Genomic DNA, 25,106 nt, shown 5'->3' on the forward strand with positions numbered 1-25,106 from the left:
CCGCCGATCACGGGAGCGGCGGGTCGTAGACGTTGCCCTCGATGATCGGGCCGGGGTCGTCGAGGGTCCACGGGCCGTCGCCGCGGGCGAAGCGCGCTCACCTCGGCGCGGACCGGCCTAGCATGTCCATGCGGACATGTTCAAGCAGACCTGGCCGCTCGAGCATGCCTCTCAGGGCAGGTTGTCGGGGTGCAGGGCGACGACGGCGGCGTCGATGTCGAGCTCGAGGTCGACCGGCTGGCCGTGGTCGAAGGTCTGGAGGTAGCCGTCCCAGTCGCAGCGGGCGGAGGCCGCCAGGCGCACGCCGCCGGGCGCGGCGGCGATGCGGAAGCCGAGCGCGCACACGTCCTGGCCGCCAGGGTAGAGGGTGACGGCGCGGCCGAGCAGGGCGCCGGCGACCTCGTCGAGCGAGCGCAGGTCGACCGACACCTCGGCGCCGATCAGCGCCTCGGGCGAGCGCGGCCCCGGATGACGGTGCCGGCCAGCCACAGCGTGGCGCCGGCGTGGTCCAGCGCGAGGTTCCAGTCGGCCTCGGGGGCGAGGCAGTGGTACAGCTCGAGCGAGGCGCTGCGGAAGGTCCAGGTGGTGTCGCCGATCCGGATCCGGCTCATGCGCCTCCATACCACGGGAGGCGGTCAAGTGCGGAACCTGGCCGAGGGGCCAGGTTCACGGCGTCGTGCGGCTCACTCCGGCTGGGAGCCGTCGCAGGCGCCCGGGTCGGACTGCCACAGGTCGCAGTAGCGATCGGCCAGGAGGCCGCCGCGGCCGCTGTCGAAGTCGCCGCAGGTCGGGATGTCGTCGAGGGCGTCGAAGCAGAGCGGGTACTCGTAGGGGACGCCGGCGTCGTCGAGCATCTTGAGGCGCCGCTGATCGCCGACACAGACCGCGCCGTCCGGGCCCCACTCGGCCTCGATACCCCAGTTCTGCAGGGTCAGGGTCGCGGGGCTCTGGATCGCCGGGCTGAGGCCGTCGAACACGTCGATCGGCGTGCCGGTGAAGGTGTGCGGGGTGCCGTCGCCGCAGTAGTCGGCGCGGGCCAGCCGCGTGCACGCCTGGTGGTGGTCGGCGAGGGAGACGCCGCCGACGGTGGCCCAGGGGCGATAACCCCACTCGACGCACTTGGCGAGCACGGCGTCGCGGCAGGCGAAGGTGACGACGCTGGCGTCGTCGTTGCGGTCGCCGGTGGCGCCGTCCCACCAGTTGGCGATGGCGATCGCCTGGGTCGGCTGACCGAGGTGGTCGTAGCAGAGGCTGGACCAGGTGCCGGCCTCCACGTCCTGCACCGCGATGTCATAGAACCACACGTCGCCGTCGGGGTCGGCCGGGTCGAGGAAGATGTCGTCGAAGCGCAGGACGTAGGTGTCGGTGCCGGCCTCGAGGTTGAGCAGCGAGCCGATGAGGTCGTCGCCGCTCACCTGAACCGGAGTGCCGTCGACGACCATGGTGGCCGAGAAGCTGCTGCCGTTGAGGTTGATGCCGTTGAGGTTGATCCCGTTCATGGTCCAACCGTTCATGCGCATCCCGTTGAGGTTGATCCCGTTCATGCGCATGCCGTTGAACTGCGTCCCGTTCATCTGAGCGGAGTTCAACTCGAGTCCGTTACCGACGTCGCTTCGCAGCGTAACCGCCGTTTGAACGTCGTTATCGACGACATCACAGGCCACAACCGAACCGACCAGTGCCAGCCAAATCCCTCGAGTCATGGTCCCATCTTCTCCTGACCTCTCGGCATGATCGAGGTCCTTCGGGCGCGCAAGGTGACCGAAATCCGTGCGCACGGGCGGACCCAGCCGTCTCCGTGTGCGGCCCGTTCGATGGCTCCACGGTTCGTGCGTCCGTCACACACACCCGGGACCGAACGAGCAATGCCACGCGGCGCCGTCGCGCGCGTGGCCGGAATCTCGAAAGGAAATCGCGGCAGTGTGACGCGGGCGATGGCCGTCACACTGCCGCGATGACCCGGGTCCCACATCTCCGCCGCCGCGACTTGCAGACGGAGGAATCACCGACCCCGATCGCCGACTCGGGCGATTCAGGCGCCGGAGGCGATCGGCGTGGCATCGGAGGGGATCGGCGCGGCGCGACCGGGCACGATGCCGCGCTCCGCGAAGTCGGCGATGATCTTGTGGGCGCGCTCCATGACCTCGGCCAGTTCGGCGTCGGACAGGCCCTTCGTCTCGATCGGGGCGCCGACGTAGATCGTGATCTTGGTCGGCGTGAGCAGGTACGAGCCCTTCTGCATCAGATCGTACATGCCGTGCGTGGCCAGCGGAATGACGGGGAGGCCGGCGATGCGGGCCATCCAGAACACGCCGCGCTTGAACTCGGCGACCTTGCCGTCGAGCGTGCGGTGGGCCTCCGGGAAGGCGAGGATCGAGATGCCCTTCTTGGCCCGGTCGCGCGCGGCCTCGGCGATGGCGCGGTAGCGGTTCTTGCCGTCGGGCACCGGGATGCCGTCGGCCAGCTTCATGATCCAGCCGTACATCGGGATCTTGAACTGCCAGGCGTTCATCAGGCCGCAGAAGGCGTGCGGGATCGAGGCGCAGGCGGCGTGGGCGTCGAGCAGGTTGACGTGATTCATCATGAACACGCCGCGCCGCTCGGGGTCGAAGTCGGGGTCGTAGATGATCTCGACCTTCGACAGGGTGATCTTGAGGACCGCGCCCATGCCGGGCCCGCCGATGTAGTTGTGGGTCTTGCGCGACGGGACCACCGTCGACACCGCGGCCCACGTGACGGCGACGGCACCCATCCACGCGAACGAGGCGGTCCACACCGCGGCCGAGTAGACGACCTGAGCTGCCTTCTTGAGGATCTTGAACACCATTACATCACGTCCGGACGTCGAGGGCGCCGGGGACGACCTCCAGCCGGCGCGGGTTTATCTTGATCATCTCGCCGTCGACCATGACGTCGATGTCCTCGGCGAGGCGGAGGTCGAGGCCGGGGGCCTGGTAGCAGCGCACGGCCGGGTGCTGCACGTGCGTGCCGCTGAAGATCTTGGGGAAGGTGCGCAGCAGGCCGACGCGGCCGAGGCGACCGACCCGGATGATGTCGAGCAGGCCGTCGCGCGTGTTGGCGTCGGGCGCCATCATCATCTTGCCGCCGGTGAAGCGGCTGTTGTTGAACGACAGGAAGGTCAGCGGCTCGCGGTCCTCGGGGTGACCGTCGATCTGCATCGGGAAGGTGTAGGGCCGCAGCGCGGCCACCCGCAGCACGGTGCTGAGCGTGTAGCCGAACTCGCCCAGCGCCGAGAAGTTGCGGTTGCGGGTGGCGCCGACGTCGGCGACAAAGCCGATGCTGAAGATGTTGATGAAGTGCAGCGCGCCGCGGGTGTGCGTGCAACGAACGAGGTCGCACGGCCGGGTCTTGCCGGCGATGATCGCCTCGATCGCGTACTCGGCCCCCTGATCGGTGAAGTCGCGCAGGAAGGAGTTACCTGTCCCGAGAGGCAGCATGCCGAGCGACGGGCGCTCGCCCTCCGGCAGGGCGCCGGAGAAGATGCCGTTGATCAGCTCGTAGCTGGTGCCGTCGCCGCCGACGGCGACAAAGTGGCGCCGGCCGGCCGCGACGGCCTCGCGCGCGAGCTCGGTGGCCTGACCGGCGGCCCGCGTCTCGACGACGTCGACCTTGATGCCCGACTGCCGCAGCCGGTCGACGACCGCGGGCGCCCGCTTGCCGCACACGCCGCCGCCGGCGGCTGGGTTGACGACTGCGAGGAGGGTGGCCGGATCGTGCATGCGGGCATGCTATCAGGCCCCGGAGGGCCGTGGAGGGGCGGGTGGCCGCGGGACGGGGCGGCGCGGCCGCGGCGGTTCACAGCTCGCGCAGGGCGACGTCGCGGCCGAGCGGCTTGAGCTCGCGGGCGAGCGGGTCGCGCTTGATCTTCTGCGAGGCGGTGCGCGGGAACTCGCGGTCCCACAGCACGTAGGCGGAGATCCGCTTGTAGTCGGCGAGCCGGAGGTTGCGCTTGCGGAAGGCGTCGACGAGGTCGGCGCGGCCGGCCTCGTCGAGGCCCGACTTGGGCCGCACGACGACGATGAGCTGCTCGTCGGTCATCTTGCCGGTCGGCCAGATGAAGTTGGCCGCGAACACGCAGAACTCCTCGCAGTCGTCGATGTCGCCGAAGGCGGCCTCGATGTCCTCGGGGTAGACGTTCTTGCCGCCCTCGGTGACGATCATGTTCTTGGTGCGGCCCAGCAGCTTGAGGTGCCCGGCGGCGTCGATGCTGCCGAGGTCGCCGGTGCGCAGCCAGCCGTCGACGATCGCCTCGCGCGTCAGCTCGGGCGCGTCGAGGTAGCCGAGCATGACCGTGGGCCCGCGCACCCACACCTCGCCGACGCCGGCGTCGTTGACGTCGCGCAGCTCGATCTCGGTGCCCTCGACCGCCTTGCCGACGCTGTCGCCGCGGAACGGCTTGAGGTCGTTGACGGTGAGGACGGTGCCGGCCTCGGTGAGGCCGTAGCCGATGGCGACCGGGAGGCCGAGGCGGTTGAAGTACTCGGCGCTGGTGCGGTCGACGAAGGCGCCGCCGCAGAACATGAGCCGCAGCTTGCCGCCGAAGTACTCGTGGATCGGGGCGAGCAGGGTCTTGCTGAGCCGGTGGTCGGGCGCCTGGCGGGTGGCGTACTCGTTGAGGTCCATCAAACCATCGAGCACGAGCCGCTGCCACTTCGGCAGCTCGGCGATCTTCTCTTTGATCTTCTTCTCGAGGGTCTTGAGGATCGTCGGCACCAGCGCCATGTGGGTGACGCCGTAGCGCTTCATGGTGCTGGCCAGGTAGGCCGGCCGCAGGGTGCGCTGGTGGACGACCGCGCCGCCCATCATCAGCGCGAGCAGGAAGCCGCACATGAAGTCGATGGCGTGGTTGGTGGGGAGGATCGAGAAGTAGCGGTCGCCCTCGCTCAGCGGGTAGAGGTTGCCGAGGGTCTCGGCCTGGGCGAGGTAGTTGCCGTGGGTGAGCTGGCAGCCCTTGGCGGTCCCGCCGGTGCCCGAGGAGTAGACGATGCAGGCGACGTCCTCGCGGGCGCGGGCGTGGTAGGTGAAACCTGCTCCTTGGGGCAGGTCCTCCCAGCGCACGGCGCGGCCGATGCCGGCGCCCTCGGGGGCCTCGGTGACGATGACGAGGGTGCGCTCGAAGATCGAGGGATCTTCGCGCTGCAGCTTGTCCCACGCCGGCCACTCGGCCAGGACGACGCGCGGGCGGCAGTGGGCCAGCAGGGCGTGCTGCTCGGGCGCGGTCAGCTTGTAGTCGATCGGGACCAGCACGGCGCCGGCCCACAGCGCCCCGGTGGCGCCGATCAGCCACTTCGACTGGTTCTGCATGACGATCGCGCAGCGATCGCCGGGGCCGAAGCCGTGGGCCTGAATCGCGCCGGCGAACCGCTCGGCCGCGGCCCGCAGCTCGGCGAAGGTGTGGCGCGAGTTCTCGCGGTGGCGATCGGCCTCGATCAGCGCGGTCCGGCTCTTGTACGTGATGGTGGCGTCACGCAGCGCCTCGCCGAGGCAGGACAGCTTTCCCAGGTCGAGCATCTAGCGCCTCGCGTCGATCTTCTGCGCCAGCGCGGCGAAGGTCTTGATCCCCTGGAGCTCGTAGTCGGGCAGCTCGACGTCGAACTCGTCCTCGACGTCCGAGATGAGCTCGACGGCCTGGAAGCTGTCGATGCCGAGGCGCTCGAACAGGTCGTCCTCGGCGCGGAGCTGGGCCGGGTCGGCGCCGAAGCGCTTGGCGGCGAGACGGATGAGGGTGTCGAGGGAGGTGCTCATGGCAGGTACGGTCTCAGGTCGGTGGACTCGACGAAGCGCTTGAGGGCGGCCAGCAGCGCCGGGCCCTCGGCGAGGCGGACGAACAGCTCGCGCTCGGCGAGCAGCTCGTCCTTCGGGAGCTTCTTGATGAAGGCCTTGGCGGCCTCGCGCGCGGTCTTGTCGAACTTGGCGGTCTGGGCCGCGAGCGCGCGCGGCGGTGATGCCCTCGCCGCTGGCGAGGACCTGGCTGACGAGGCCGGCCGCCAGCGCCTTCTTGGCGTTGATGCTGCGGCCGCTCAGCAGGAGGTCGCGGATGAGGCCGTTGCCGACGTCGCGGCGCAGCCGCGGGATGCCGCCGAAGCCGGGGATGATGCCGAGGCGCAGCTCGGGGAAGCAGAAGCGCGCGGTCTTCTCGGCGATCAGGACGTCGCAGGTGAGCGCGAGCTCGAAGCCGCCGCCGAAGCAGACGCCGTGGACGACGCCGACGGTGGTCAGCGGCAGCATGTCGAGGTCGTCCATGACGCCGTGGATGGCGTCGATGAACTGGCGGATCTGCGGCCCGTGCTGATCCTTCGGCGCGTCGGAGAGGCCGCGGTAGAGCTCGCGCAGGTCGGCGCCGGCGCAGAAGCCCTGGCGCAGGCCGCTGCGCAGGATCAGGGTGTGCGCGTCGCGATCGACCTGGTCGAGGAAGCGGCGCAGATCGGCGAGCATGGCCGTGCCGATCTCGTTGCACGGCGGCCTGGCGAGGGTCAGCTCGTACACGCCTTCGCTGTAGGTCCAGTCGATCATGACGCGTAGGCCTTGTCGATCTCGGCGCGGTAGCGCTGCTCGACGGCGCGGCGGCGCAGCTTCTGGTTGGCGGTGAGGAGGCCGTTCTCGATCGTGAACGGCTCGGCCACGCGGATGAAGGCGCGGACCTTCTTGTAGTGCGGGACGCTGGCGTTGACGACCTCGAGCGCGGCGTCGATGGCGTCCTTGGGCACGTCGCCGGGGACGATGATGCCGAGGAACGGCCGCGCGTGGCCGACCAGCATGCACTGCTCGGCCTTGGGGCAGGCGGCGAGGAACTTCTCCTCGATCGGCTCGGGGGCGATGTTGTGGCCCGACTCGGGGACGAGGATGTTCTTGACGCGGCCGATGATGCGGACGTTGCCGGTGGCGTCGAGGTCGCCCTGGTCGCCGGTGTGGAACCAGCCGTCCCTTATCGCCTCGGCGGTGGCCTGCTCGCGGCCCCAGTAGCCGGCGAAGATGCCCGGGCCGCGCACCAGCAGCTCACCCTCGTCGGAGATCTTGATCTCGCAGCCCTGGATGGCGTGACCGACGTAGCCGGGGCGCACGCCGCCGGGGATGTCCATGGTGACGATCGCGGTGGTCTCGGTCAGGCCGTAGACCTGGTAGACCTGCACGCCGACCAGCTCGAACCACCACTGCGTCTCCTCGGCCAGCGCCGCCGAGCCGCAGATCAGGAACTCGAGGCTGGGGCCGATCTGCTGCTTGATCTTGCTGAAGACCAGCTTCTTGGCGGCGGCCAGAGTGAGCCTGTCCAAGAGGCCAGCCTTGCCCTCGCGCTCGGCGCGGAAGGCCGCCTGGCCGCGGTCGTACAGGGCGAGGGCGAGGCCGCCGCGCTCGGCGATCTTCTTGCCGACGCCGTTCTTGATCCGCTCGAGCACCGCCGGCACGTTGAGGTAGTAGTGCGGATCGGCGGCGCCCATCTCGGCGACGAGGTTCTGCAGGTCGGTCGACAGCAGCAGCGGGTTGCCGCGGTACAGCTGCGTCCACAGCATGACGCGCGAGCCGGCGAAGCAGAACGGCAGGAAGTGGAACACCTTGTCGGCCCGCTTGCCGCCGGTGATGCGGTCGACGCTGCCGCGGGTCTGCGGCAGCATGTAGTCGACGTTGGCGCGGGTGAGGACGACGCCCTTGGGCTCGCCGCTGGTGCCGGAGGTGTAGATGATGGTGACCGGGTCGGTCGGCGCGACCGGTCGCGGCGGCTCGTGCACGGGCTCGCCGGCGAGGACGTCGAGCATGTCCTCGATCGGGCAGTGCTCGGGCCAGGCGTCGCGCAGGCCGGCGGCGAGCTCGGAGCCGTCGGCGATCACGAGCACCGGCGTGCAGTCCTTGACCATGACCGCCAGCTCTTTGGGATCCTGGCGGCTGTAGAGCGGGACGACGATCGCGCCCTCGAACAGGATGGCGAGGTCGGCGGCGACCCAGCGGGCCGAGTTGGGCGCGAGCAGGGCGACGCGGTCGCCCGGCTTGACGCCGTGGCTGCGCAGAAAGCCGCGCGCGTGGGCCACGAGGTGCAGCAGTTGCGCGGCCGAGGTCGGCCGGCGGTCCTTGCCGTGCAGCTCGATGAGGAGCTGATCCTCGCGGGTCTTCTGGACCGCGGCGTGGATGACTTCGAGGAAGTTGTCGCTCATGCGTGGCGCTCCAGCAGGCGCTGCACGCCCGGCGGCAGCGGCGGCAGGTGGGCTTCCCAGGTGCGCGGGAGGTCGCGCCGCGGGAACTCGGGGTAGACGCGGACGACCTCGTCCATGAAGTCGATGCCCATCTGACCCATGAGCTTCAGCTGGGCCGGGACGGCGCGGGCGATGTCGGCGCTGATGCCCTCGGCGTCGCGCCACAGGCGGCGCAGGGTGTGCAGCAGCTTGTCGCCGAGGCCCTCTTCGTCGACCTCGAAGAACATGTCCGGGTGGCCGCGGTCGTTCATGAGGTTGCGGATCCGCTCGTCCATGGTGACGCCGGCGGAGGGCACGAGGCCGGGCATCGAGGTGACGATCGCGTGGAAGCGCGAGCTCACCATCATGCTGCAGTTACGCAGCACGCTGACGAGGTCGTACATGTCGTGCTCGTCGCTGACGAACAGCGCGCCGCCGCGGTCGAGCCGCGGCTGCAGGTCCTCGCAAGCGTGGCGGTCGAGCTGCTCCATGCCGACGAGGATGGTGAAGAACTCGCGCTCCGCCGCGAAGGCGTTGACGCCGTCGGCCAGGGCCTGGATGTACGCGTTGTACTTCTTGTCGGCCGCTTCGCTGTGGTGGTGGAAGTAGAAGGCGCTGTAGTGCTCGTGCTTGTACTGCCCGCCGAGCTTGTAGGCGGCATACTTGAGCAGGTCGGGCTTGACCGGCCACCAGAACGGGTTGATCGGGCAGACGACGAGGACCTTCTGGCGGCCGTCCCAGCCGGCGTCGCGCAGCAGCTGGGCACCCCTGGACAGCGGCGCGGGATCGAAGGTCCAGGCGGTGTCGGCCCCGCTGGTGGTGCGGATGCCGAGCTCGCCGAGGACCTTGCGCGAGGGCTCGTTGCGGCAGATGACCAGCGACTTCTTGCAGGCGTCGCGCACGAAGTCGCGGAGCGCCGGGGTCATGTTGCCGGCCTCGGCGCCGTAGCCGACGCTGACCTTGTTCTCGGCGTTGGCGAGGCCGAGCGCGCCGGCCATGAAGCAGGTCAGCGCGCTCGAGAACTTCGACTTGAACATCGAGCCCTCGCAGGCGATGACGCCGTGGTGCTTCGGGCACTCGGTGGCGATGAACTTGGGGAACACCGCCGGCAGCTCGATCTGGTGGACGGCGCGGAAGTAGCCGCGCGTCAACTTGGGATCGACGGTCATGATCGTCAGCTCGAGCTGGTCGTCGCCGACGACGTGGCGCAGCTGGCGGATCATCTCCTCGACGCGGACGTCGGCGCCGGTGTTGCGCGTGCCGACGTAGCCGGCCAGCAGCAGCTTGAGCGGCTTGCCCGGCTTCCACGTCTCGGGCGCCATGCCGAGGACGTTGCGGACGGCGACGCCCTCGATGGCGGCGGCGACGGTGGCCTGGAGGGCGCGGTCGGGGTCGACGACGTCCTTGACCTTGTCCCAGATCTTGCTGGTGGTCTTCTTGACGGGTGCGCTCTTGGACATGTTCGAAGGGCTAGGCTACCTGCCGCACCTGGGCGCCGCCGGGCCAGGGCTGGTACGGGTAGCTGAAGTTGTGGTCGACCGCGAAGCGGTAGAGGCCGTAGGCGTAGCGGTCGAACGGCGCCGGCGCTTCGCCGAGGGCGTCGACGACCCGGCGGTTGTCGAACACGGTGTCGAAGGTGAGGTAGGGCAGGAACACCTTGAGCAGCGAGGCCGGCAGCGACAGGCCCCAGCCGCGCGGGGTGTTGGAGGCGGTCTCGACGACGCGGTTGAAGGCGCCGTTGAGGCCGGGGACGAAGCGGTGCTTGACCGGGTGGCCGGCGCGGCGCATGGCGTCGACGACCTGGCGGTAGGTCAGCGAGGCGGTGCCCGAGCTCAGGCTGTAGGCGTCGTGGGCCAGCTTGTCGCGCTGGTGCAGGGTGACGATCGCCTTGGAGACGTAGTCGACGGGGACGATGTCGAGCCGCCAGTCGGGGTGGAACGGCAGCACCGGCAGCTTGGCGAGCATGACGAAGGCCCGCACCATGTCGAACTGGGTGGTCTCGGGGAAGCGGCTGTCGCCGAGCACGATCGACGGGCGCAGCACCAGCTGCTGCACGTCGGGCAGCAGCTCGTGCAGCATGTGCTCGCAGAACTTCTTGGTCCGCGCGTACGGGTCGTAGTCGGACTTGTCCCAGTCGATGGTGTTGTCCTCGGTGACGACCTCGTGCTTGCGCTCGCCGGCGACCGCGACCGTGCTGATGTCGGTGAAGCGGCGCAGGCCGTGCAGGTCCCGGGCGTCGCGCGCGAGCTTGAGGACGGACAGGGTGCCGCGCAGGTTGACGTTGAAGCACGCCTTCGACGACTTGCGGTTGAGCGAGGCGGCGCAGTGGATGACCGAGTCCATGGTGCGGACCAGCCTCGCGCGCGTCGGCCTCGAGGCCGAGGCCCGGGAAGGTCAGGTCGCCGAGGTACAGGTCGCAGCGGGTGCGGACGAGGTCGATGAAGCGCGGGAAGTCCATGTGCAGCTGCATGGACTTCCACAGCCGCTGCTCGGCCTCGGCCGGGTCCTTGGCGCGGACGAGGAGGGCGAGACGCTCACTGGGGTGCTCGTCGAGCAGCCCGGCGGCGACGTACGAGCCGATGTATCCGGTGGCTCCGGTGAGGAAGATGGCCATGGTGTCAGACGACCTCGGCGTGGGGCGCGGGCGCGGCCTCGGGCGAGCGCAAGCGGAAGGGGTGGCGCGGGGCGTAGCTCTCGGGGGTCTTGTTCTCGAACAGCGGGAAGCACCACTTGCGAAGCCCGGGGATGTGGACGTCGATCCAGTAGTGGCGCCAGTCGATGCTGCGCGGGTCGCAGTCCCACTCGGGCTCGACGACGGGGTGCCGCAGCAGGTTGCGGGTGACGAACGCGAAGTAGTTGTCGTGGATGAACGGCAGGTAGAGCTCGCACATGCGCTCGATCTTGTCGATCGCCTCGAGCGCGTCCTCGGTGTGCTCGACGAGGTCGCCGAGCCGGCGGCGGATGAACTCCGGCCAGCCCTTCGGTGGGTCGCGCAGCCACTCGTCGACCGACTCGGTCATCTTGCGCACGTTCTCGATCCGCATCGGGTGGTCGGGCGTGACGGCGATCGCGTCCCAGCGCGACTTGACGACGCGGTCGAGGGTGGTGTCGCCGCGGGTGCGCAGGTGCTTGCGGTGGGCCAGCGCGACCAGCTCGACGGCGCGGTCGATGGTGAGGAGGTTGAGGTCCGAGCTGCCGCACTGGTAGACCGGCGCGTGCGCGCCCCGCATCAGCGCGGCGCCGGCGACGGTCATGCCGCGGCAGACGTAGTCGACCGGGATGATGTCGAACGGGTTGCCCCGCTTGCACGGCAGGTGGCGGAACCAGCTGCCGAGCGCGTAGCTCAGCGGGCCGCAGGTGTTGAAGCCCTGGTTCCACCCGGGGAACGGGTAGCTCATGGCGCTCTCGACGATCGCGGGGCGGAACATGCTCCACCGGCCGGGATCGAGGCGGCGGGCGATCCACGCCTCGGCCATGTTCTTGGTGTACGTGTAGATGTTGGTGAAGCCCCAGCGGCCGGCGCGGCGCTGGCCCTCGGCGACCATCGCGTCCTTCAAGAGGTTGCGCTTGATCCGGCGGGCGGTGTTGCGCACCAGCATCGCGTTGGTCTCGTCGCCGCCCTTGTCGCGGATCTGCTTGACCGCGTCGTCGTGGGCGCGCCTGTCCATCTCCGGCGACTCGTGCTCGGCGAGGATGGCGTCGATGCTGGCCTGGACCTCGGCGCACTCGACCTCGACGTCGAACGGATCGCCGGCGGGCGAGAGGTCGGGGCGGATGTCCTCGGGGATGAGGCCGTTCTTCTTGCCGGTGACGTAGCAGGTCGAGATGTGCAGCAGCACCGCCTTGTCGCAGGCGGCGACGAAGTTGGCGGCGTTGCGGGCGCCCTCGACGTTGGTCGTCATGGCGTCGCGCAGGTCGGGGTCGAAGTCGACGAGGCCGGCGCAGTTGATCACGAGGTCGATGTCGCGGCGCAGGCGGGCCAGCACCGCCGGGTCCTCGACGCCCATGTCGGGCAGCGAGACGTCGCCGGAGACGACCTCGATCCGCTCGCTGATGAAGCGGCTCATCTCGGCGCCGTACTTCTCGTGCAGCGGGCGGAAGCACGGCGAGGTCTGGACCTGGCGCTCGAACCGGTCGGCGGCGGGGCGCAGCGCCTTCTTGCGGGTGAGCACGTAGATCTTGCCGACGTCCGGGACGTGCTGCAGGACCATCGCCAGCCAGACCTTGCCGAGGAAGCCGGTGACCCCGGTGAGCAGGACGTGGCGGCCGGCGTAGCTGTGCTTGATCGAGATCGGCGTGTTCACGGGTGTCCTCCGGTTCCTGTCCCCAAGGTCAGTCGCGTAGTCTCAGTCGCGGTAGTCGATGATCGGCCAGTCGGCGTCCTTGGCGCTGCGGCGCAGGACGAAGTCGGGGTTGACGGCGCACGGCTTGCCGACGCGGGAGAGCAGCAGCATGTCCGGGCCGTGGGCGCCGTAGGCGGCGCAGCGCGCGAGCTGGAGGTCGTGCGCGGCGGCGTAGTCGTCGAGCCAGCGGCCGCCGACGTTCGAGCCGATGACCGGGTCGAGCAGCTTGCCGGTGGCCTCGCCGTCCTCGAACTCGATCTTGTTGTAGACGAGCTCGTCGTAGTGCTTGAGGTGACGCGCGAGCGGCTTCATGATCGGCTCGATGCTGTCCGACAGCAGCACGACCCGCCGGCCCTCGGCCTGCAGGCGCTTGAGCAGCTCGAGGCCCTGATCGAGGATCGTGTCCTTCAGGACATCCTCGGCGTACTCCTCGCAGAGGACCTCGACGCGGTCCTGGCTCATGCCGCGGATGGCGAGGTGGGCGAGGCGGTGGGCCAGCGCGCGGTCGGTCTGACCGAGCAGGCGGTGGACCGGGGCGGCGAGGCCGACCAGGCCGAGGCGGACGGCCCGCTCACCGAACTTCTTGGCGTTGCCGGCCAGATAGGCCGCCGCGCTGAGCACGCCGCGGGCGAGCAGGATGCCTTCGACGCGGACGAATGCTGCCGTGTTGGTTTGTGTCATCGACCAGGCTCGCGGCCTAGTTAGCGCACCCGAGGCCGGCGTTACAAGCATTCGCGTGGCGTCTCGAATGCCTGCGAAGGCCGCTGCGCACGCCGTTTTACGCGTGCAGGGGGCTTCGCAGGACGGGGCGCAGAGGGGGCCTGGCGCCGCTCCGCGGGGCTTTGGTGCGATGCGTAGCGAGCGGACGAGATGTTTACTCGCGCGAGTAAGTAGTTGGCGCGGACGATTGGTCGTGCGTTTAAGAAATTGCTCCCGCGTGAGACCGGTCGGGGCGTCACCGGTGGGACGCGCGGCGAGGTGCGCTATCGTTGCGGACGTGACCGCGCCGCTGCTCGTCTGCGCCGCCGATGTCGAGGGCCGCGGGCTGCCCTCGGCGCTGCGCCTCGGCGTCGGCAAGGTGGCGTCGGCGGTGAGCATGACGCAGGCGCTGATCGAGCGCCGGCCGGCGTGGGTGCTGCTGTTCGGGGTCTGCGGCGCCTATCCCGAAGGACATGGCCCGGGAGGCAGGCTCGACGTCGGCGACGTGTGCCTGGTCGGCGAGGACTGGCTGGGCGACGAGGGGGTGGCGGTCGACGACGGCTTCCTGCCGCTGGCGCAGCTGGGGCTCGGGTCGGTCGGGCCGTTCGAAGCCGACGCGGGGCGCACCGCCGCGGCGGCGCGGGTGCTCGCGGTGCCGGTGGTGCGCGGGGCGACGGTCAGCACCTGCAGCGGGACGGACGCGCGCTCGCGTGCGCTGGCCAGCGGCACGGGGGCCACGGTGGAGACGATGGAGGGGGCAGCGGTGGCGTGGGCCTGTCGGGCGCTCGGGGTGCCGTGGGTGCAGCTGCGCTGCGTGAGCAATCGAACCGGCCGACGCGCCGCGGGCGGGTGGGACCTGCCGCGCGCGGTGGCCGGGGTGCAGGCGGCGCTGCTGCGACTGCAGGCCGCGGACTGGGGGAACGAATGAGCGAGCCGCTGCCGATCGGGTTCTCGCCGTGTCCGAACGACACGTGGATGTTCGACGCGCTGGTGCGCGTGCCGGAGTTCGTGCCGGGGCTGCGGCCGCTGCCGTGGCTGGCCGACATCGAGGCGCTCAACGAGCGCGCGCTGGCCGGCGAGGCGCCGCTGCCGGTGACGAAGCTGAGCGCGCACGGGCTTTACTGGGTCGAGCGCGATTACCTGGTCTTGCGGACAGGTGCGGCGCTGGGCCGCGGCTGCGGGCCCTTGGTGGTCGCGCGCGAGGCGACGGAGCTCGCGGCGCTGGCGGGGCGGAAGATCGCCATCCCCGGCGCGTACACGACGGCGCACCTGCTGCTCCGCTGCTTCGCGCCGGCCTCGGTGACGGTGGTGCCGATGCGCTTCGATCGCATCATGCCGGCGGTGGCCGCGGGCGAGGTCGACGCGGGGCTGGTGATCCACGAGGCGCGGTTCGTGTTCCGCGACCACGGGCTCGAGCAGGTGGCGGACCTCGGCGAGGTGTGGGAGGCGGCGACGGGGCTGCCGCTGCCGCTCGGGGTGATCGCGGCCCACCGCTCGCTGCCCGCGGGGCAGGTGCGGGCGGTGGAGGAGGGGATCGCGCGGTCGATCGCGGCGGCGGAGGTCGACCCGGCGGCGGCGTGGCCGTTCGTGAAGGCGCACTCGCAGGAGCTGAGCGACGAGGTGTGCCGGCAGCACATCGCGCTGTACGTCAACGAGTTCTCGCGCGAGATGGGCGCGGAGGGGGCGGCGGCGCTGGCCGAGCTGCGGGCGCGCGGGCAGGCGGCGGGGCTGTTGCCGCGCTGAGCGGGCGAGGGCGACGCTCCCCGCGTGCCCCGAGCGGACGCGCGGCCCGGCGGTCGATGGCCGCGAGGACATGTCCGTGAGGATATGCTCGGAGGACATGCACTCGAGAGCCTGTTCATGAGGACATGCTCTCGAGTGCCTGTAGCGATGGCGACGGGCGGACGTCAGCCCACGGGCAGGGCCTCGAAGAACAGGCGGCCGTCTCGCTCGTGGGCGACCACGCCGAAGGCCGCGCCGAGGTGCTGCGGGCTGAAGACGTCGGGGCAGGCGCCGACGCGGGCGCGGCCGGCGGCGAGCAGGACCGCGTCGTCGGCGTGGCGGCGGGCGAGGTCGAGGTCGTGCTCGGCGACGAGGACCGCCACGCCCTCGCGCGCGAGGGCCCGCAGGTGGCGGTAGAGGCCGAGGGCGTGGCCGATGTCGAGGCCGGCGGCCGGCTCGTCGAGGATGACGACGGCGGCCTCGGCCGCGAGCATGCGCGCGAGCATGACGCGCTGGCGCTCGCCGCCGCTGAGCCGGCCGATCGGGCGCTCGGCGAAGGCGGCGAGGCCGAGGCGGGCGAGGGCGGCTTCGGCGGCGTCGGCGTCGGCGGCGCGCGGCGGACCGAAGCGCGGGAGGTTGGGCAGCCGGCCGAGGAGGACGACCTCCCGCACGTGGAGGTCGGGCTCGACGGGGCAGTGCTGCGGCAAATAGGCCAGCCGGCGGGCGCGCGCGGCCGGCGAGAGGGCGGCGAGGCGGTCGCCGAGCAGCTCGACGTGGCCGGCCTGCGGACGGTCGAGCCCGGCGAGGGTGCGCAGGAGGGTCGACTTGCCGGCGCCGTTGGGGCCGGCGACGACGCAGATCCGGCCGCGCCGGAGGTCGAGGTCGAGGGCCTCGTAGAGGACCCGCTCGGCGAGCCGGCAGGTCAGGCCGCGAGCGGCGAGGGCGGGCGCCTCGGTCATGTCCGGCATTAATAGGAGAGAGGCGGGGGCCCCGCAAGCCCGCGGGCAAGAGGTGGCGCACGCGCAGGCGCGGGCGCGCGGGCGCCGGATCGACTAGTGTTCGCCGCATGTCGCTCGTCCAGCTCAGGGCCAGCAAGACGGCGCCGCCGCGGGACCTGCGGGCGTTCCTGCCGATGACCCGCGAGGAGATGGAGGCGCGCGGGTGGGACGAGCTCGACGTGCTCCTCATCAACGGCGACGCGTACGTCGACCACCCGGCGTTCGGCGGGGCGCTGATCGGCCGGTTCCTCGAGGGCCGCGGGCTGCGGGTCGGGATGATCGCGCAGCCGCGCTGGGATGACCCGAAGGACATCTCGCGGCTGGGTCGGCCGCGGCTGTTCGTCGGCATCACCGCCGGCAACCTCGACTCGATGCTCAACAAGCTGACGGCGCAGAAGAAGATCCGCGGCGAGGATCAATACTCGCCCGACGGCGCGCTCGAGCAGCGGCCGAACCGCGCCAGCATCGTCTACTCGAACCTGGCCCGGCAGGCGTTCCCGGGGCTGCCGGTGGTGCTCGGCGGCATCGAGGCGAGCCTGCGGCGGATCGCCCACTACGACTACTGGAGCGACCAGGTGCGCCGCAGCGTGCTGGTCGACAGCAAGGCGGACCTGCTGATCTTCGGCATGGGCGAGCGGCCGGTGTGGGAGGTCGCGCGGCGGCTCAAGGCCGGCGAAGACATCAGCACGATCCGCGACGTCCGCGGCACCGCGGTGATGCTGCCCAAGGGCCAGTGGGAGCACCTGCCGAAGAGCCGCTACGTGCGCGACGGGCTGCCGCTGCACCTGCCCAGCTACGAGGAGGCGAGCGCCGACAAGGACGCGTTCCTCGAGATGTCGCGGGCGTTCCAGCACGAGACGAACCCGGGCAACGGGCGGCCGCTGGTCCAGCCGCACGGCGACCGGGCGCTCTACTGCAACCCGCCGGCGCACCCGCTCGACATGCGCGACATGGACGCGCTGTACGACCTGCCGTTCGTGCGCCGGCCGCACTGGACGTACGCGGGCAGCAAGATCCCGGCGTTCGAGACGGTCAAGCACTCGATCGTGACGATGCGCGGCTGCTTCGGCGGCTGCACGTTCTGCTCGATCACCGAGCACGAGGGCCGCATCATCCAGTCGCGCTCGGCCGAGAGCGTGCTGCGGGAGATCCGGGCGCTGCGCCGCATGGACGACTTCCGCGGCGTGATCTCGGACGTCGGCGGGCCGACGGCCAACATGTACCGCATGCGCTGCAAGAGCGAGCAGATCGAGAGCGCGTGCCGCAAGCTGTCGTGCGTCCACCCGGGCGTGTGCGAGAACCTCGACACCGACCACGGGCCGCTCGTCGACCTGCTGAAGAAGGTGCGCAAGGCCGAGGGCGTGCGGCGCGTGTTCATCGCTTCGGGCGTCCGCTACGACCTGGCAGAACGATCTCCGGCGTTCATCCGCGAGCTGGCGACGCATCACACCGGCGGACAATTGTCCGTGGCGCCCGAGCACGTGAAGGACGACGTGCTCGCCAAGATGAAGAAGCCCGGGGTCGCCAGCTACGAGCGCTTCGCCGAGCAGTTCACGTGCGCGAGCGAGGCCGCGGGCAAAGATCAGCATCTGGTGCCCTACTTCATTTCGGGGCACCCGGGCAGCACGCTGGACGACATGGTCGATCTCGCGCTGTGGCTGAAGGCGCGAGGCGTGCGGCCCAGGCAGGTGCAGGACTTCATCCCCACGCCGATGAGCATGGCGACCTGCATGTACTACACGGGTCGCGATCCGTTCACGCGCGAGCCGGTCTACACGGCGAAGGAGCTGCGCGAGAAGAAGCTGCAGAAGTCGCTCCTTCTTTACTGGGATCCGGCGCAGCACCACCTCGCTCGCGAGGCGCTGCGCCGAGCCGGGCGCGCTGCGCTGATCGGTCACGGGCCGTCGTGTCTGGTGCCGCCGGGGGAGGAGGAGCGACGCGCACACCTGGAGCGTCGCCTGTCCCGGGCGCCAGGCGGGCACGGCGCGGGCTCGGGGCCGCCGGACCGTGAACCGGTAGCGCCGCCGAGCTCCGGCAGCCGCGCCGATGGTCGCGCTCGCGTCGCCGGTGCAGGTTCGCCCTGCCACCATGCTAGCGCACGAGCTCGGGCGCGGACGGTAGTTCCGCGTCACAGCCATCTATGGATAAGATGCCCCAGCTTTATGACGATGATGCGGAGCGCGACGCGAGTGTTGGCGGCTGTCACTGTGATGTCGAGCCTGGCGGGCTGTGAGGCGCTGCTCGAGCCGAAGACGAAGCTCTCGCTGGCCATCTCGCACCACGGTACGCGCGACGAGAAGGGGGTCCTGCCGAACCTCGGCGAGGCCGACGCCGCCCGCGTGTTCGTCAACGACAAGGGCTGGCAGATCAACCTGGCCGAGGGCGTGATCGTGATGACCGCGGCGCAGGTCGAGTCGTGCGCCGGCGAGAGCTTCGACTTCGAGCTGCCGTACGGCCCGTTCCCCGAGTACCAGCGGCGCAGGATCAGGACCTCGTCGACTTCGCTTCGGTCGAGCTGCCCGAAGGGACATATTGCAAGCTGCGCGTCGAGTACGGCCGCTACCAGTCGTCGCTGGCCGAGCAGGCGTTCGACACGCCGTACCAGCTCCACGGCCACGCGTCGGTCGAGGGGCTGACGGTCTACCTCGCTGGCACGGCGGTCGACCCGTCCGGCGCCCACGAGGGCGCCAACTGGAAGTTCCAGACCAATCAGACCACCATCGTCGAGCTCGACCTCAGCGCGGCCGATGACGGACGCCCGCTCACGATCACCGGCAAGGAGCCGGGCGGCAAGGCGCTGACGGTCGCCAAGACCTACGACGCGTTCTTCCGCGGCATCGACTTCTCGAACTACGACCCCGAGGCGATCAACGACCGCCTGCTCGAGGTCCTCAGCGCCGAGACGTACGTGCGGGTCGGCGCCCAGATCTTCTGAACCCGGCCAGCGCCGTCAACACGATCAGCCCGAGCGAGCCGCCCGCGTCGCCCCCGGCAGCACAGCCGCAGCCGTCGTCGCGGTTCGGCTCGGTCACCAGGCAGTCGCACGCCTCGCACGCGTCGGTGCGCAGGTCGACACCTGTCTCTTGGTTCAGCCAGCACAGGGCGGCGTAGGGGATGGCGTAGAAGCCGCCCTTGCCGCACGTGTAGCCGCGCGAGGTGACGCCGGCGAGCACGACCTCGCCAGAGGAGAGGGTGACGAACGCAGGGCCGCCGGAGTCGCCCTGGCACGAGTCGTGGCCCTCGCCGCCGGCCTGGAACTCGAGGCCGCTCGGGCTGAAGCGGACGATCTCGACGTCGACCTGGCGCTTGAAGCCGTTGAGGCTCTTCTCGTCGTCGCCGAAGCCGACCACGGTGATCGGGGCGCCGATGTACATGGCGGCGTCCCACTCGGCCTGGTCGCTGAGCGGCCGCGTCGGCTCGACGCCGACGAGCGGCTCCTCGAGCATGACGTAGCCGTAGTCCCAGATGTCGACCTTGCACACCTCGGTGTCGGTGCCGCAAAAGTCGGGGTGCGAGCCGTGCGAGGCGACGGAGGCGATGGTCCTGAACTCGGTCCACACGTCGTCGCCGACGACGACGTGCATGAGCGCGGGCGAGGGGTTGTTGTCGAGGCAGTGCGCGGCGGTCAGCACGACCTTCGGACTGACGAGCGTGCCGGTGCACATCGTGTCGCCGATGAGGATCGCCACGGCGGTCGGCCACGCGCCCGGCTCGACCAACTCGCCGCCGTAGATCGGCGCGGGCGCGGGCGCGGGCGCGGTCCACGGGAGCGGCGAGGCGAGGAGGGCGACGAGGCCGAGCTGCAACATGCGACTAGAATAACCCCGATCGCCGGCGATCCACGGCGATCCGACCCGCGTCCCGCGCACACGGGGCGCGGATCGAAATGCCCGAGGGCGCGCCCGCGGACCCGGGACAGCGCCCCTGGTTGGTACCGATCGCACGGGGTCCGACCCGGGGAGGCGCGTGCCGACGAATACCTTCGCCTATCCTAACCTGGTCTCGGAGCCAGGTCCGCTCCCGCTCCGCTCGCAGCTCGACCACGACTTCACCGACGCGCTGGCCCACATCGCCCGGATCCGCACGCGCCGGCGCCTGGAGCGAGACCCGGTGTTCCGCACGATCCGTCCGCAGCTGGAGCGGGTCCTCCGCGGCTTCGAATGGGACCTCGAGCCGACGCTCGGCCACTCGCTGGCGCCGCGACGCCCGGGGATCGTCCGCGCGGTCGCCTGGAACGTAGAGCGCGGCAAGCGCTTCGAGGGCCTCCACACGCTGCTGACGTCGGACCCCGAGCTGTCGGCGGCCGACCTGCTGCTGCTGACCGAGGTCGACATCGGCATGGGCCGCTCGGGCAACCGCAACGTGCCGAAGGAGCTCGCCCACGCGCTCGGCATGGGCTACGTGTTCGCCAACTACCACCTCGTGCTGGCCGAGGGCGACCGCGGCGAGCGCGGCCACGGCGTGCCCAACACCAAGGCGATGCACGGCTGCGCCCTGCTGACCCGCTTCCCGGTGCTCCGCTTCGAGGCGGTCGAGCTGCAGGAGCGGCGCGACAAGTTCCACGCGACCGAGAAGCGGATCGGCAACAAGCGCGCGCTGCTGTGCGAGCTGCTGCTGCCCGACGGGCCGCTGACGGTCGCGCTGGTCCACCTCGACCCGTTCGCCGGGCCCCGCGACCGCGCCCGCGACATCCGCGAGATCGTGACCCGCCTGCGCGAGTTCGGCGGCGAACGCATGCTCCTCGGCGGCGACCTCAACACCAACACGTACGACCTCAGCAGCGGCCGCGGCCTGGCCTACAACTTCTTCTACAAGCTGACGCGCTTCGGCATCGAGGGCATGGCGGCCCAGTACATGAAGCCGGAGGAGCACTTCGAGCGGGCGGTGTTCGCGGCGATGCGCGACGGCGGGTTCGAGATCGACGGCTTCAACGACTTCACCCGCGGGACCATCTACTACGACATCTACGACCCCGAGATCTTCCGCAAGGCGCTCGACTACATGCCCAAGGCGATGCGCCGGGTGATGTGGACGTACCTCGAGCGCCGGCTGGCGCCGTGGGGCGGGCGCGTGCCGCTGCGCGTCGACTGGTTCGCCGGCAAGGGCCTGCGCCCGCGCGAGCCGCAGGTGATCGAGCGCCCGGTCGCCGAGGGCAAGCTGGTGTCCGACCACAACCCGATCCTCGTCGACCTCGAGCTCGGGACCGAGGCGCCGGACCCGGGCGAAGAGACCGACGAGTGAGTTCGCGGGCATGCCCGATCGGGCATGTCTGCCAGGGCATGGCTGATGGGGCATGTGCTTCGAGACATGCCCTGAGGTTCATGGTGGGCGGTAGGCGCCGAGCCAGGCGCGGGCGTTGCCGCCGAGCAAGCGGGAGACGGCGGGCTCGGGGAGCGCGAGGCCGAAATAGACGCCGGGGGTGAGCGCGCCGATCCGGGCGGCGTGGCGCCAGAACTCGAACCGCTCGCGCTCGAGCAGGCCGAGGTTGGCGGCGAGCTGCAGGTCCCAGGCGCGCGCGGCGTCGAGGTCGCCGGGGGCCCCGCGCGCGGTGACGAGGTCGGAGCCGAACAGGAACCGCTCGGGCTGGATCTCGATGAGGGCGCGCAGCCGGTCCCGATCCTCCTCGATGGCGGTGAAGCCGTCGACGCCGGGCAGGCCGGCGCCGTGGCTGGTGTCGACGCGCAGCCGCGGGAACTCGCGCAGCAGGCCGGCGAGGCGATCGAGGTCGGTGCGACTGCCGCACAGGTGGGCGCAGACCAGCTCGAGGCGCGGGTGGGCCCGCAGCACGCGGGCGAGCTCGTCGCGGTAGCGCACGGTGTTGACGTGGACGAGCACGGGCACCGAGCGCTGCTCGAGCCACTCGAACAGGGAGGCGTGGGCCGGATCGTCGAGCGGGCGGGCGTGCAGCTTCTGGTGGCCGAAGTACAGCTTGACGCCGCGAGCCCCCGCTGAAACCACCGCTCGAGCGCGGGGATGTCGACCTCGGCCGGCTCGACGGCGATGAACGGGAACAGGCGCGCGCGGTGGGCCGCGGTGGCGGCGAGCAGGGCGTCGTTGGCCTCGCGCCAGCCGTGCATGCGCGCATCGGGGCCGGGAGCGAGGCCGAGCGCGGGATCGAGGTGCGGCGAGGCGATCACGACGGCGGCGGCGATGGCGTTGCGATCGAGCGCGGCGAGCAGGTCGTCGACCGCGCCGCCGACGAGGTGGACGTGGACGTCGACGCGGTCGCGCGCGGCAGGTTCGTCGTCGATGCCGGTGGTGCCGGTCGGCGTCGGGACGCCGCAGGCGAGCGCCAGGCCGGCGAGCAGGAGGGCCGCGAGGCGCCCCGCAGAGGCTTCAGCACTCACACTCGTCCTCGCCTTCGTAGTTGCGGATCTCGACGCTCAGGCGATACGGGTACTCGGCGGTCGCGGTGTCGCTGTGGACGCGGACCAGGAGGGTGCCGGCATAGTCGTCGCCGTATCCACCGAGCGCGAGCACGCCGCCGTCGGCCGTCTGCGCGGTCAACGGCTCGTGCGTGTCGGCGCGGTAGACCTCGATGGTCATGGCGTGCTCGGGACCGGGCGCGAGCACCGGCTCCCCGCACGCGGCTCCGCACAGGCCGGCGTCATCCACCAGACCGCGCACGTAGAGGTAGTGGACGGCATAACCGAGGTCAGCGACGTCGAAGCGGTACCAGTCATCCTCGCCAGGGCAGAGGTAAGCGTCGGTGACCTCGTGGTAGGCGGACCACTCGCTGACGCCGCTCCAGGCGACGTCGGTCGGATCGTCGGGCTCGTCGTTGGGCTCCCAGGCGTCGTTGAGCGGGCAGGCGGCGGCGCCGGTGGTCGAGGCGGCGGTGGAGGTGCCGGGGTCGTCGCCGTCCCGCGACGCGAGGTCGCAGGCGGCGAGCGCGGAGAGGATGGCGACATGTCGCAAGAGACAGGTCGAGCGCGCGGCGGCCGAGGTCGGGACTGGCGTCGTCATCGGTGATCCGGAGGTCACGCAAACGTGGGCCCGCGATCGCGGCCGGCAATCGAGTCGGGTCGCGCAGACCGAGGCGAGGGGACAGTCGCAGATCCGGCGACGAAGGGACCGAGCGAGCCGCGAACACCGGCGCAGGCGCCGCCCCGCGGGGCGCGGAGACGGGATGTCCCAAAGGCCAGGCAGAGAGCCGGCGCGCCGCGCTTCCCGGATGTCCGAAGGGGCAGGCGATCCACGCGGACGACGAGGGGCGGATCTGCGAGATCGAGATGTCCGGAGAGACAGGCGGCCGCGGCCGGAGCGCGCGCGAGGATGTCCGGAGAGACAGGGGGCCGCGGACGGAGCGCGCGCGGGATGTTCGGAGAGACAGGCGGCCGCGGCCGGAGTGCGCGCGAGATGTCCGGAGAGACAGGCGGACGCGGCCGGAGCGCGCGAGATGTCCGGAGAGACAGGCGGCCGCGGCCGGAGCGCGCGCGGGATGTCCGGAGAGACAGGCCGGTGGGGGTGACTGCGAGGAAGGGCGCGAGGAGCGTCGGCCCGCGCCGTCTCGCTCGGAGCCAGGAACGGCGCGAGGGGCGTCGGCCGAGCGAGGCCCCTCGCGGGCCGCGGCCGGGCCGTCGCTCAGCGCTCGGCCTGGCTGTCCGAGGGGACAGGCGGGGCGGGCGGGGTGAGCAGGTCGGCGCCGACCTTGCGGGCGAGGGCGAGGACCTCGCCCATCCCGCGGGCGACCATGGCCGACGGATCGGCGCCTTCGCCGAACGCGGTGATCTTGACCTCGCCGAACTTCTGCGCGAACGCGCCGGCGATCGCGGGCAGGCCGGTCTCGACCAGGGCCATGCGGATCCGGTCGTCCGAGACGAGGTTGTCGACCTCGCGCGCGGCCCGGGCGACGGCCGCTCGCACCTCGCCGGCCAGGCGCTCGACCTGCAGCTCGCGCTCCTTGAGCCGCGCGGCCGCGGCGCTCTCGAGGTCCTTGAGCTCGGTGTTGGCCTTGTTGCGCTGCATGGCCAGCTGCGCGCCGAGCTCGACCTCCTTCTGCTGGGTGGCGTGCTTGACCTCGAGCAGCTGGCGCTCGGCCTCGGCGTACTTGCGCTCGCGCGCGAGCTGGGCGATCCGCACGGCCTCGGCCTGGGCGGCCTTCTCTTGCTCGAGCTGGGTCTTGGCGCGCAGCTCACCGAGCAGGCGAGCCTGCTCGCGCGCGCCTCGCTCGTCGGCGAGCTCGGTGGCGGCCTTGAGCTCGGAGATCGCCCGCGCCTGCTGGCGGGCGGCCGTCTCCTCGGCGAGCTCGGTGGTGGCCTTGAGCTCGGCGATCGCCCGCATCTGGTCGCGCACGCGCTGCTCCTCGGCGGCGCGCGCGGCCAGCTCCTCGCGCTTGGCGTGCTCGGCCAGCTCGATCTGCATGGTGCGGCTCTCGGCCTGGGCCTTGAGCTCGCGCGTAGCGGTCTCGCTGGCGATCTTGGCCTCCTCGATCTGGCGGGCCGAGGTCGCCTCGAGCGTGGCGATCTCGCGGGCGCTCTCCATCTCGGCCATGCGGGCCCGCAGCGCCAGCTCGGCGCGGAACTTGGCCTGCATGTCCTGGAACACGGTGTCCGACAGGATCTGGACGTTCTGGATCTCGACGGTGTCGATGATGACGCCCCAGCCGGTGGCGCTGGTGTCGTCGGTGCGGCCGCGGCCCTCGACGATCGGGACCAGTTCGGCCATGAGCTCGCGCGCGATCGACTCCTTGCGCCGGGTCATGACGTCCTCGACGCGCAGGTTGGCGACGAGGCGGCGGGTGGCGCCGACGAACATCTCGGTGAGGATCTCGCCGAGCTTCTCCTGCGCCCGCTCGCTGTACGAGAAGTTGAGCATGCGGAAGGTCAGCTCGGGCTCGGCGATCCGGTAGACGGCGAGGCCGGTGATCTGCACGCCGACTTTCTCCAGGGTGACCTGGTCGGCGGTGAACTGCAGACGGTTGATGGTGGTCGGGATGACCGCGACGCTGTCCCACGGCCACTTGAAGCAGCTCGCGCCCTGACCGGTGCTGGCGCGGCGGATCCGCCCGCGGCGGACGTGGATCAGGTACTCGCTGGGCTTGGCGGTGATGAAGCCCCAGCGCTTCATCTTCTCGGGATCCTCCACGGGCTTGCCCTGGCGCCAGGCGTTGTCGGTGGGGGCGGGCGTGGTGGGGGCGGGCTTGGCTGTCATCGTTCGAC

The 25,106-nt window shown here is 70.9% G+C and carries 20 protein-coding genes and 2 pseudogenes; 5 read left to right on the top strand and 17 right to left on the bottom strand.

Annotated elements, in window-relative coordinates; translation table 11 throughout:
* Positions 1 to 171: 171 nt before the first annotated feature.
* From OV079_RS06320 to OV079_RS06375, 12 genes and pseudogenes are all read right to left on the bottom strand, one after another.
* Positions 172 to 429 carry a hypothetical protein gene (locus OV079_RS06320; protein WP_267766830.1) on the bottom strand — a complete coding sequence of 86 codons (258 nt, stop codon included), beginning with the start codon at positions 427 to 429 and terminating at the stop codon, positions 172 to 174.
* A gap of 11 nt (positions 430 to 440) precedes the next feature.
* Entirely contained in the window at positions 441 to 611 is a 171-nt protein-coding gene (locus OV079_RS06325; RefSeq protein ID WP_267766831.1) for a hypothetical protein, read from the bottom strand.
* A gap of 72 nt (positions 612 to 683) precedes the next feature.
* Positions 684 to 1,589: an ADYC domain-containing protein gene (locus tag OV079_RS06330; protein ID WP_267766832.1), complete on the bottom strand. Its 906-nt coding sequence runs from the start codon at positions 1,587 to 1,589 to the stop codon at positions 684 to 686.
* Between the two features lie 443 nt (positions 1,590 to 2,032).
* Positions 2,033 to 2,827 carry a lysophospholipid acyltransferase family protein gene (locus OV079_RS06335; RefSeq protein WP_267766833.1) on the bottom strand — a complete coding sequence of 265 codons (795 nt, stop codon included), beginning with the start codon at positions 2,825 to 2,827 and terminating at the stop codon, positions 2,033 to 2,035.
* 4 nt (positions 2,828 to 2,831) lie between these two features.
* Positions 2,832 to 3,740 carry a diacylglycerol/lipid kinase family protein gene (locus OV079_RS06340; RefSeq protein ID WP_267766834.1) on the bottom strand — a complete coding sequence of 303 codons (909 nt, stop codon included), beginning with the start codon at positions 3,738 to 3,740 and terminating at the stop codon, positions 2,832 to 2,834.
* Positions 3,741 to 3,816: 76 nt separating this feature from the next.
* The gene (locus tag OV079_RS06345; protein WP_267766835.1) at positions 3,817 to 5,532 is read right to left on the bottom strand and encodes an AMP-binding protein; all 1,716 of its coding nucleotides are present in this window, start codon (positions 5,530 to 5,532) and stop codon (positions 3,817 to 3,819) included.
* Entirely contained in the window at positions 5,533 to 6,534 is a 1,002-nt protein-coding gene (locus OV079_RS06350) for an enoyl-CoA hydratase-related protein (protein ID WP_267766837.1), read from the bottom strand.
* The gene (locus tag OV079_RS06355; protein ID WP_267766838.1) at positions 6,531 to 8,165 is read right to left on the bottom strand and encodes an AMP-dependent synthetase/ligase; all 1,635 of its coding nucleotides are present in this window, start codon (positions 8,163 to 8,165) and stop codon (positions 6,531 to 6,533) included. Before OV079_RS06355 ends, OV079_RS06350 begins: the two co-directional genes overlap by 4 nt.
* On the bottom strand, positions 8,162 to 9,643 hold the full coding sequence (locus tag OV079_RS06360; RefSeq protein WP_267766840.1) for a polysaccharide pyruvyl transferase family protein: 1,482 nt from the start codon (positions 9,641 to 9,643) through the stop codon (positions 8,162 to 8,164). Before OV079_RS06360 ends, OV079_RS06355 begins: the two co-directional genes overlap by 4 nt.
* 10 nt (positions 9,644 to 9,653) lie before the next feature.
* A pseudogene (locus OV079_RS06365) lies at positions 9,654 to 10,797 on the bottom strand (SDR family oxidoreductase).
* Positions 10,798 to 10,801: 4 nt separating this feature from the next.
* Positions 10,802 to 12,487: an SDR family oxidoreductase gene (locus OV079_RS06370; protein WP_267766841.1), complete on the bottom strand. Its 1,686-nt coding sequence runs from the start codon at positions 12,485 to 12,487 to the stop codon at positions 10,802 to 10,804.
* 42 nt (positions 12,488 to 12,529) lie between these two features.
* Positions 12,530 to 13,207 (bottom strand): HAD family hydrolase, encoded by a 678-nt coding sequence (locus tag OV079_RS06375; RefSeq protein WP_267766843.1) that lies wholly within the window; start codon positions 13,205 to 13,207, stop codon positions 12,530 to 12,532.
* A gap of 316 nt (positions 13,208 to 13,523) precedes the next feature.
* On the opposite strand from OV079_RS06375, the gene mqnB reads away from it, so the two are divergent.
* Both mqnB and OV079_RS06385 read left to right on the top strand, forming a co-directional pair.
* Positions 13,524 to 14,153: a futalosine hydrolase gene (mqnB, locus tag OV079_RS06380; RefSeq protein ID WP_267766844.1), complete on the top strand. Its 630-nt coding sequence runs from the start codon at positions 13,524 to 13,526 to the stop codon at positions 14,151 to 14,153.
* On the top strand, positions 14,150 to 14,968 hold the full coding sequence (locus tag OV079_RS06385; RefSeq protein WP_267766846.1) for a 1,4-dihydroxy-6-naphtoate synthase: 819 nt from the start codon (positions 14,150 to 14,152) through the stop codon (positions 14,966 to 14,968). The genes mqnB and OV079_RS06385 overlap by 4 nt, the downstream gene beginning before the upstream one ends.
* 164 nt (positions 14,969 to 15,132) lie before the next feature.
* Here the strand turns inward: OV079_RS06385 and OV079_RS06390 are convergent, their stop codons facing one another.
* Complete coding sequence (locus OV079_RS06390; protein WP_267766847.1) at positions 15,133 to 15,906, bottom strand: ABC transporter ATP-binding protein; 774 nt, start codon at positions 15,904 to 15,906, stop codon at positions 15,133 to 15,135.
* 107 nt (positions 15,907 to 16,013) lie between these two features.
* Between OV079_RS06390 and OV079_RS06395 the strand changes: the two are divergent.
* Together OV079_RS06395 and OV079_RS57355 are read left to right on the top strand one after the other, a co-directional pair.
* Positions 16,014 to 17,987 (top strand): annotated as a pseudogene (locus OV079_RS06395) (YgiQ family radical SAM protein); the annotation flags it as partial.
* Between the two features lie 374 nt (positions 17,988 to 18,361).
* The gene (locus OV079_RS57355; RefSeq protein ID WP_267766848.1) at positions 18,362 to 18,880 is read left to right on the top strand and encodes a hypothetical protein; all 519 of its coding nucleotides are present in this window, start codon (positions 18,362 to 18,364) and stop codon (positions 18,878 to 18,880) included.
* Here OV079_RS57355 and OV079_RS06405 read toward each other — a convergent pair.
* The gene (locus OV079_RS06405) at positions 18,837 to 19,754 is read right to left on the bottom strand and encodes a S1 family peptidase (RefSeq protein WP_267766849.1); all 918 of its coding nucleotides are present in this window, start codon (positions 19,752 to 19,754) and stop codon (positions 18,837 to 18,839) included. The genes OV079_RS57355 and OV079_RS06405 overlap by 44 nt on opposite strands.
* A 157-nt stretch (positions 19,755 to 19,911) precedes the next feature.
* Between OV079_RS06405 and OV079_RS06410 the strand changes: the two genes are divergently transcribed.
* Positions 19,912 to 21,186, top strand: coding sequence for an endonuclease/exonuclease/phosphatase family protein (locus OV079_RS06410; protein ID WP_267766850.1), 1,275 nt, complete (start codon positions 19,912 to 19,914; stop codon positions 21,184 to 21,186).
* Between the two features lie 78 nt (positions 21,187 to 21,264).
* Here OV079_RS06410 and OV079_RS06415 read toward each other — a convergent pair whose 3' ends face one another.
* From OV079_RS06415 to OV079_RS06425, 3 genes are all read right to left on the bottom strand, one after another.
* The gene (locus OV079_RS06415; RefSeq protein ID WP_267766851.1) at positions 21,265 to 21,903 is read right to left on the bottom strand and encodes an amidohydrolase family protein; all 639 of its coding nucleotides are present in this window, start codon (positions 21,901 to 21,903) and stop codon (positions 21,265 to 21,267) included.
* Between the two features lie 378 nt (positions 21,904 to 22,281).
* Entirely contained in the window at positions 22,282 to 22,911 is a 630-nt protein-coding gene (locus tag OV079_RS06420; RefSeq protein ID WP_267766853.1) for a hypothetical protein, read from the bottom strand.
* Positions 22,912 to 23,529: 618 nt separating this feature from the next.
* Positions 23,530 to 25,098, bottom strand: a complete 1,569-nt coding sequence (locus tag OV079_RS06425) for an SPFH domain-containing protein (protein ID WP_267766854.1) — start codon at positions 25,096 to 25,098, stop codon at positions 23,530 to 23,532.
* Positions 25,099 to 25,106: the final 8 nt, after the last annotated feature.

It is taken from the genome of Nannocystis pusilla, assembly GCF_026626665.1.
Taxonomy (GTDB): Bacteria; Myxococcota_A; Polyangia; order Nannocystales; family Nannocystaceae; genus Nannocystis; species Nannocystis pusilla.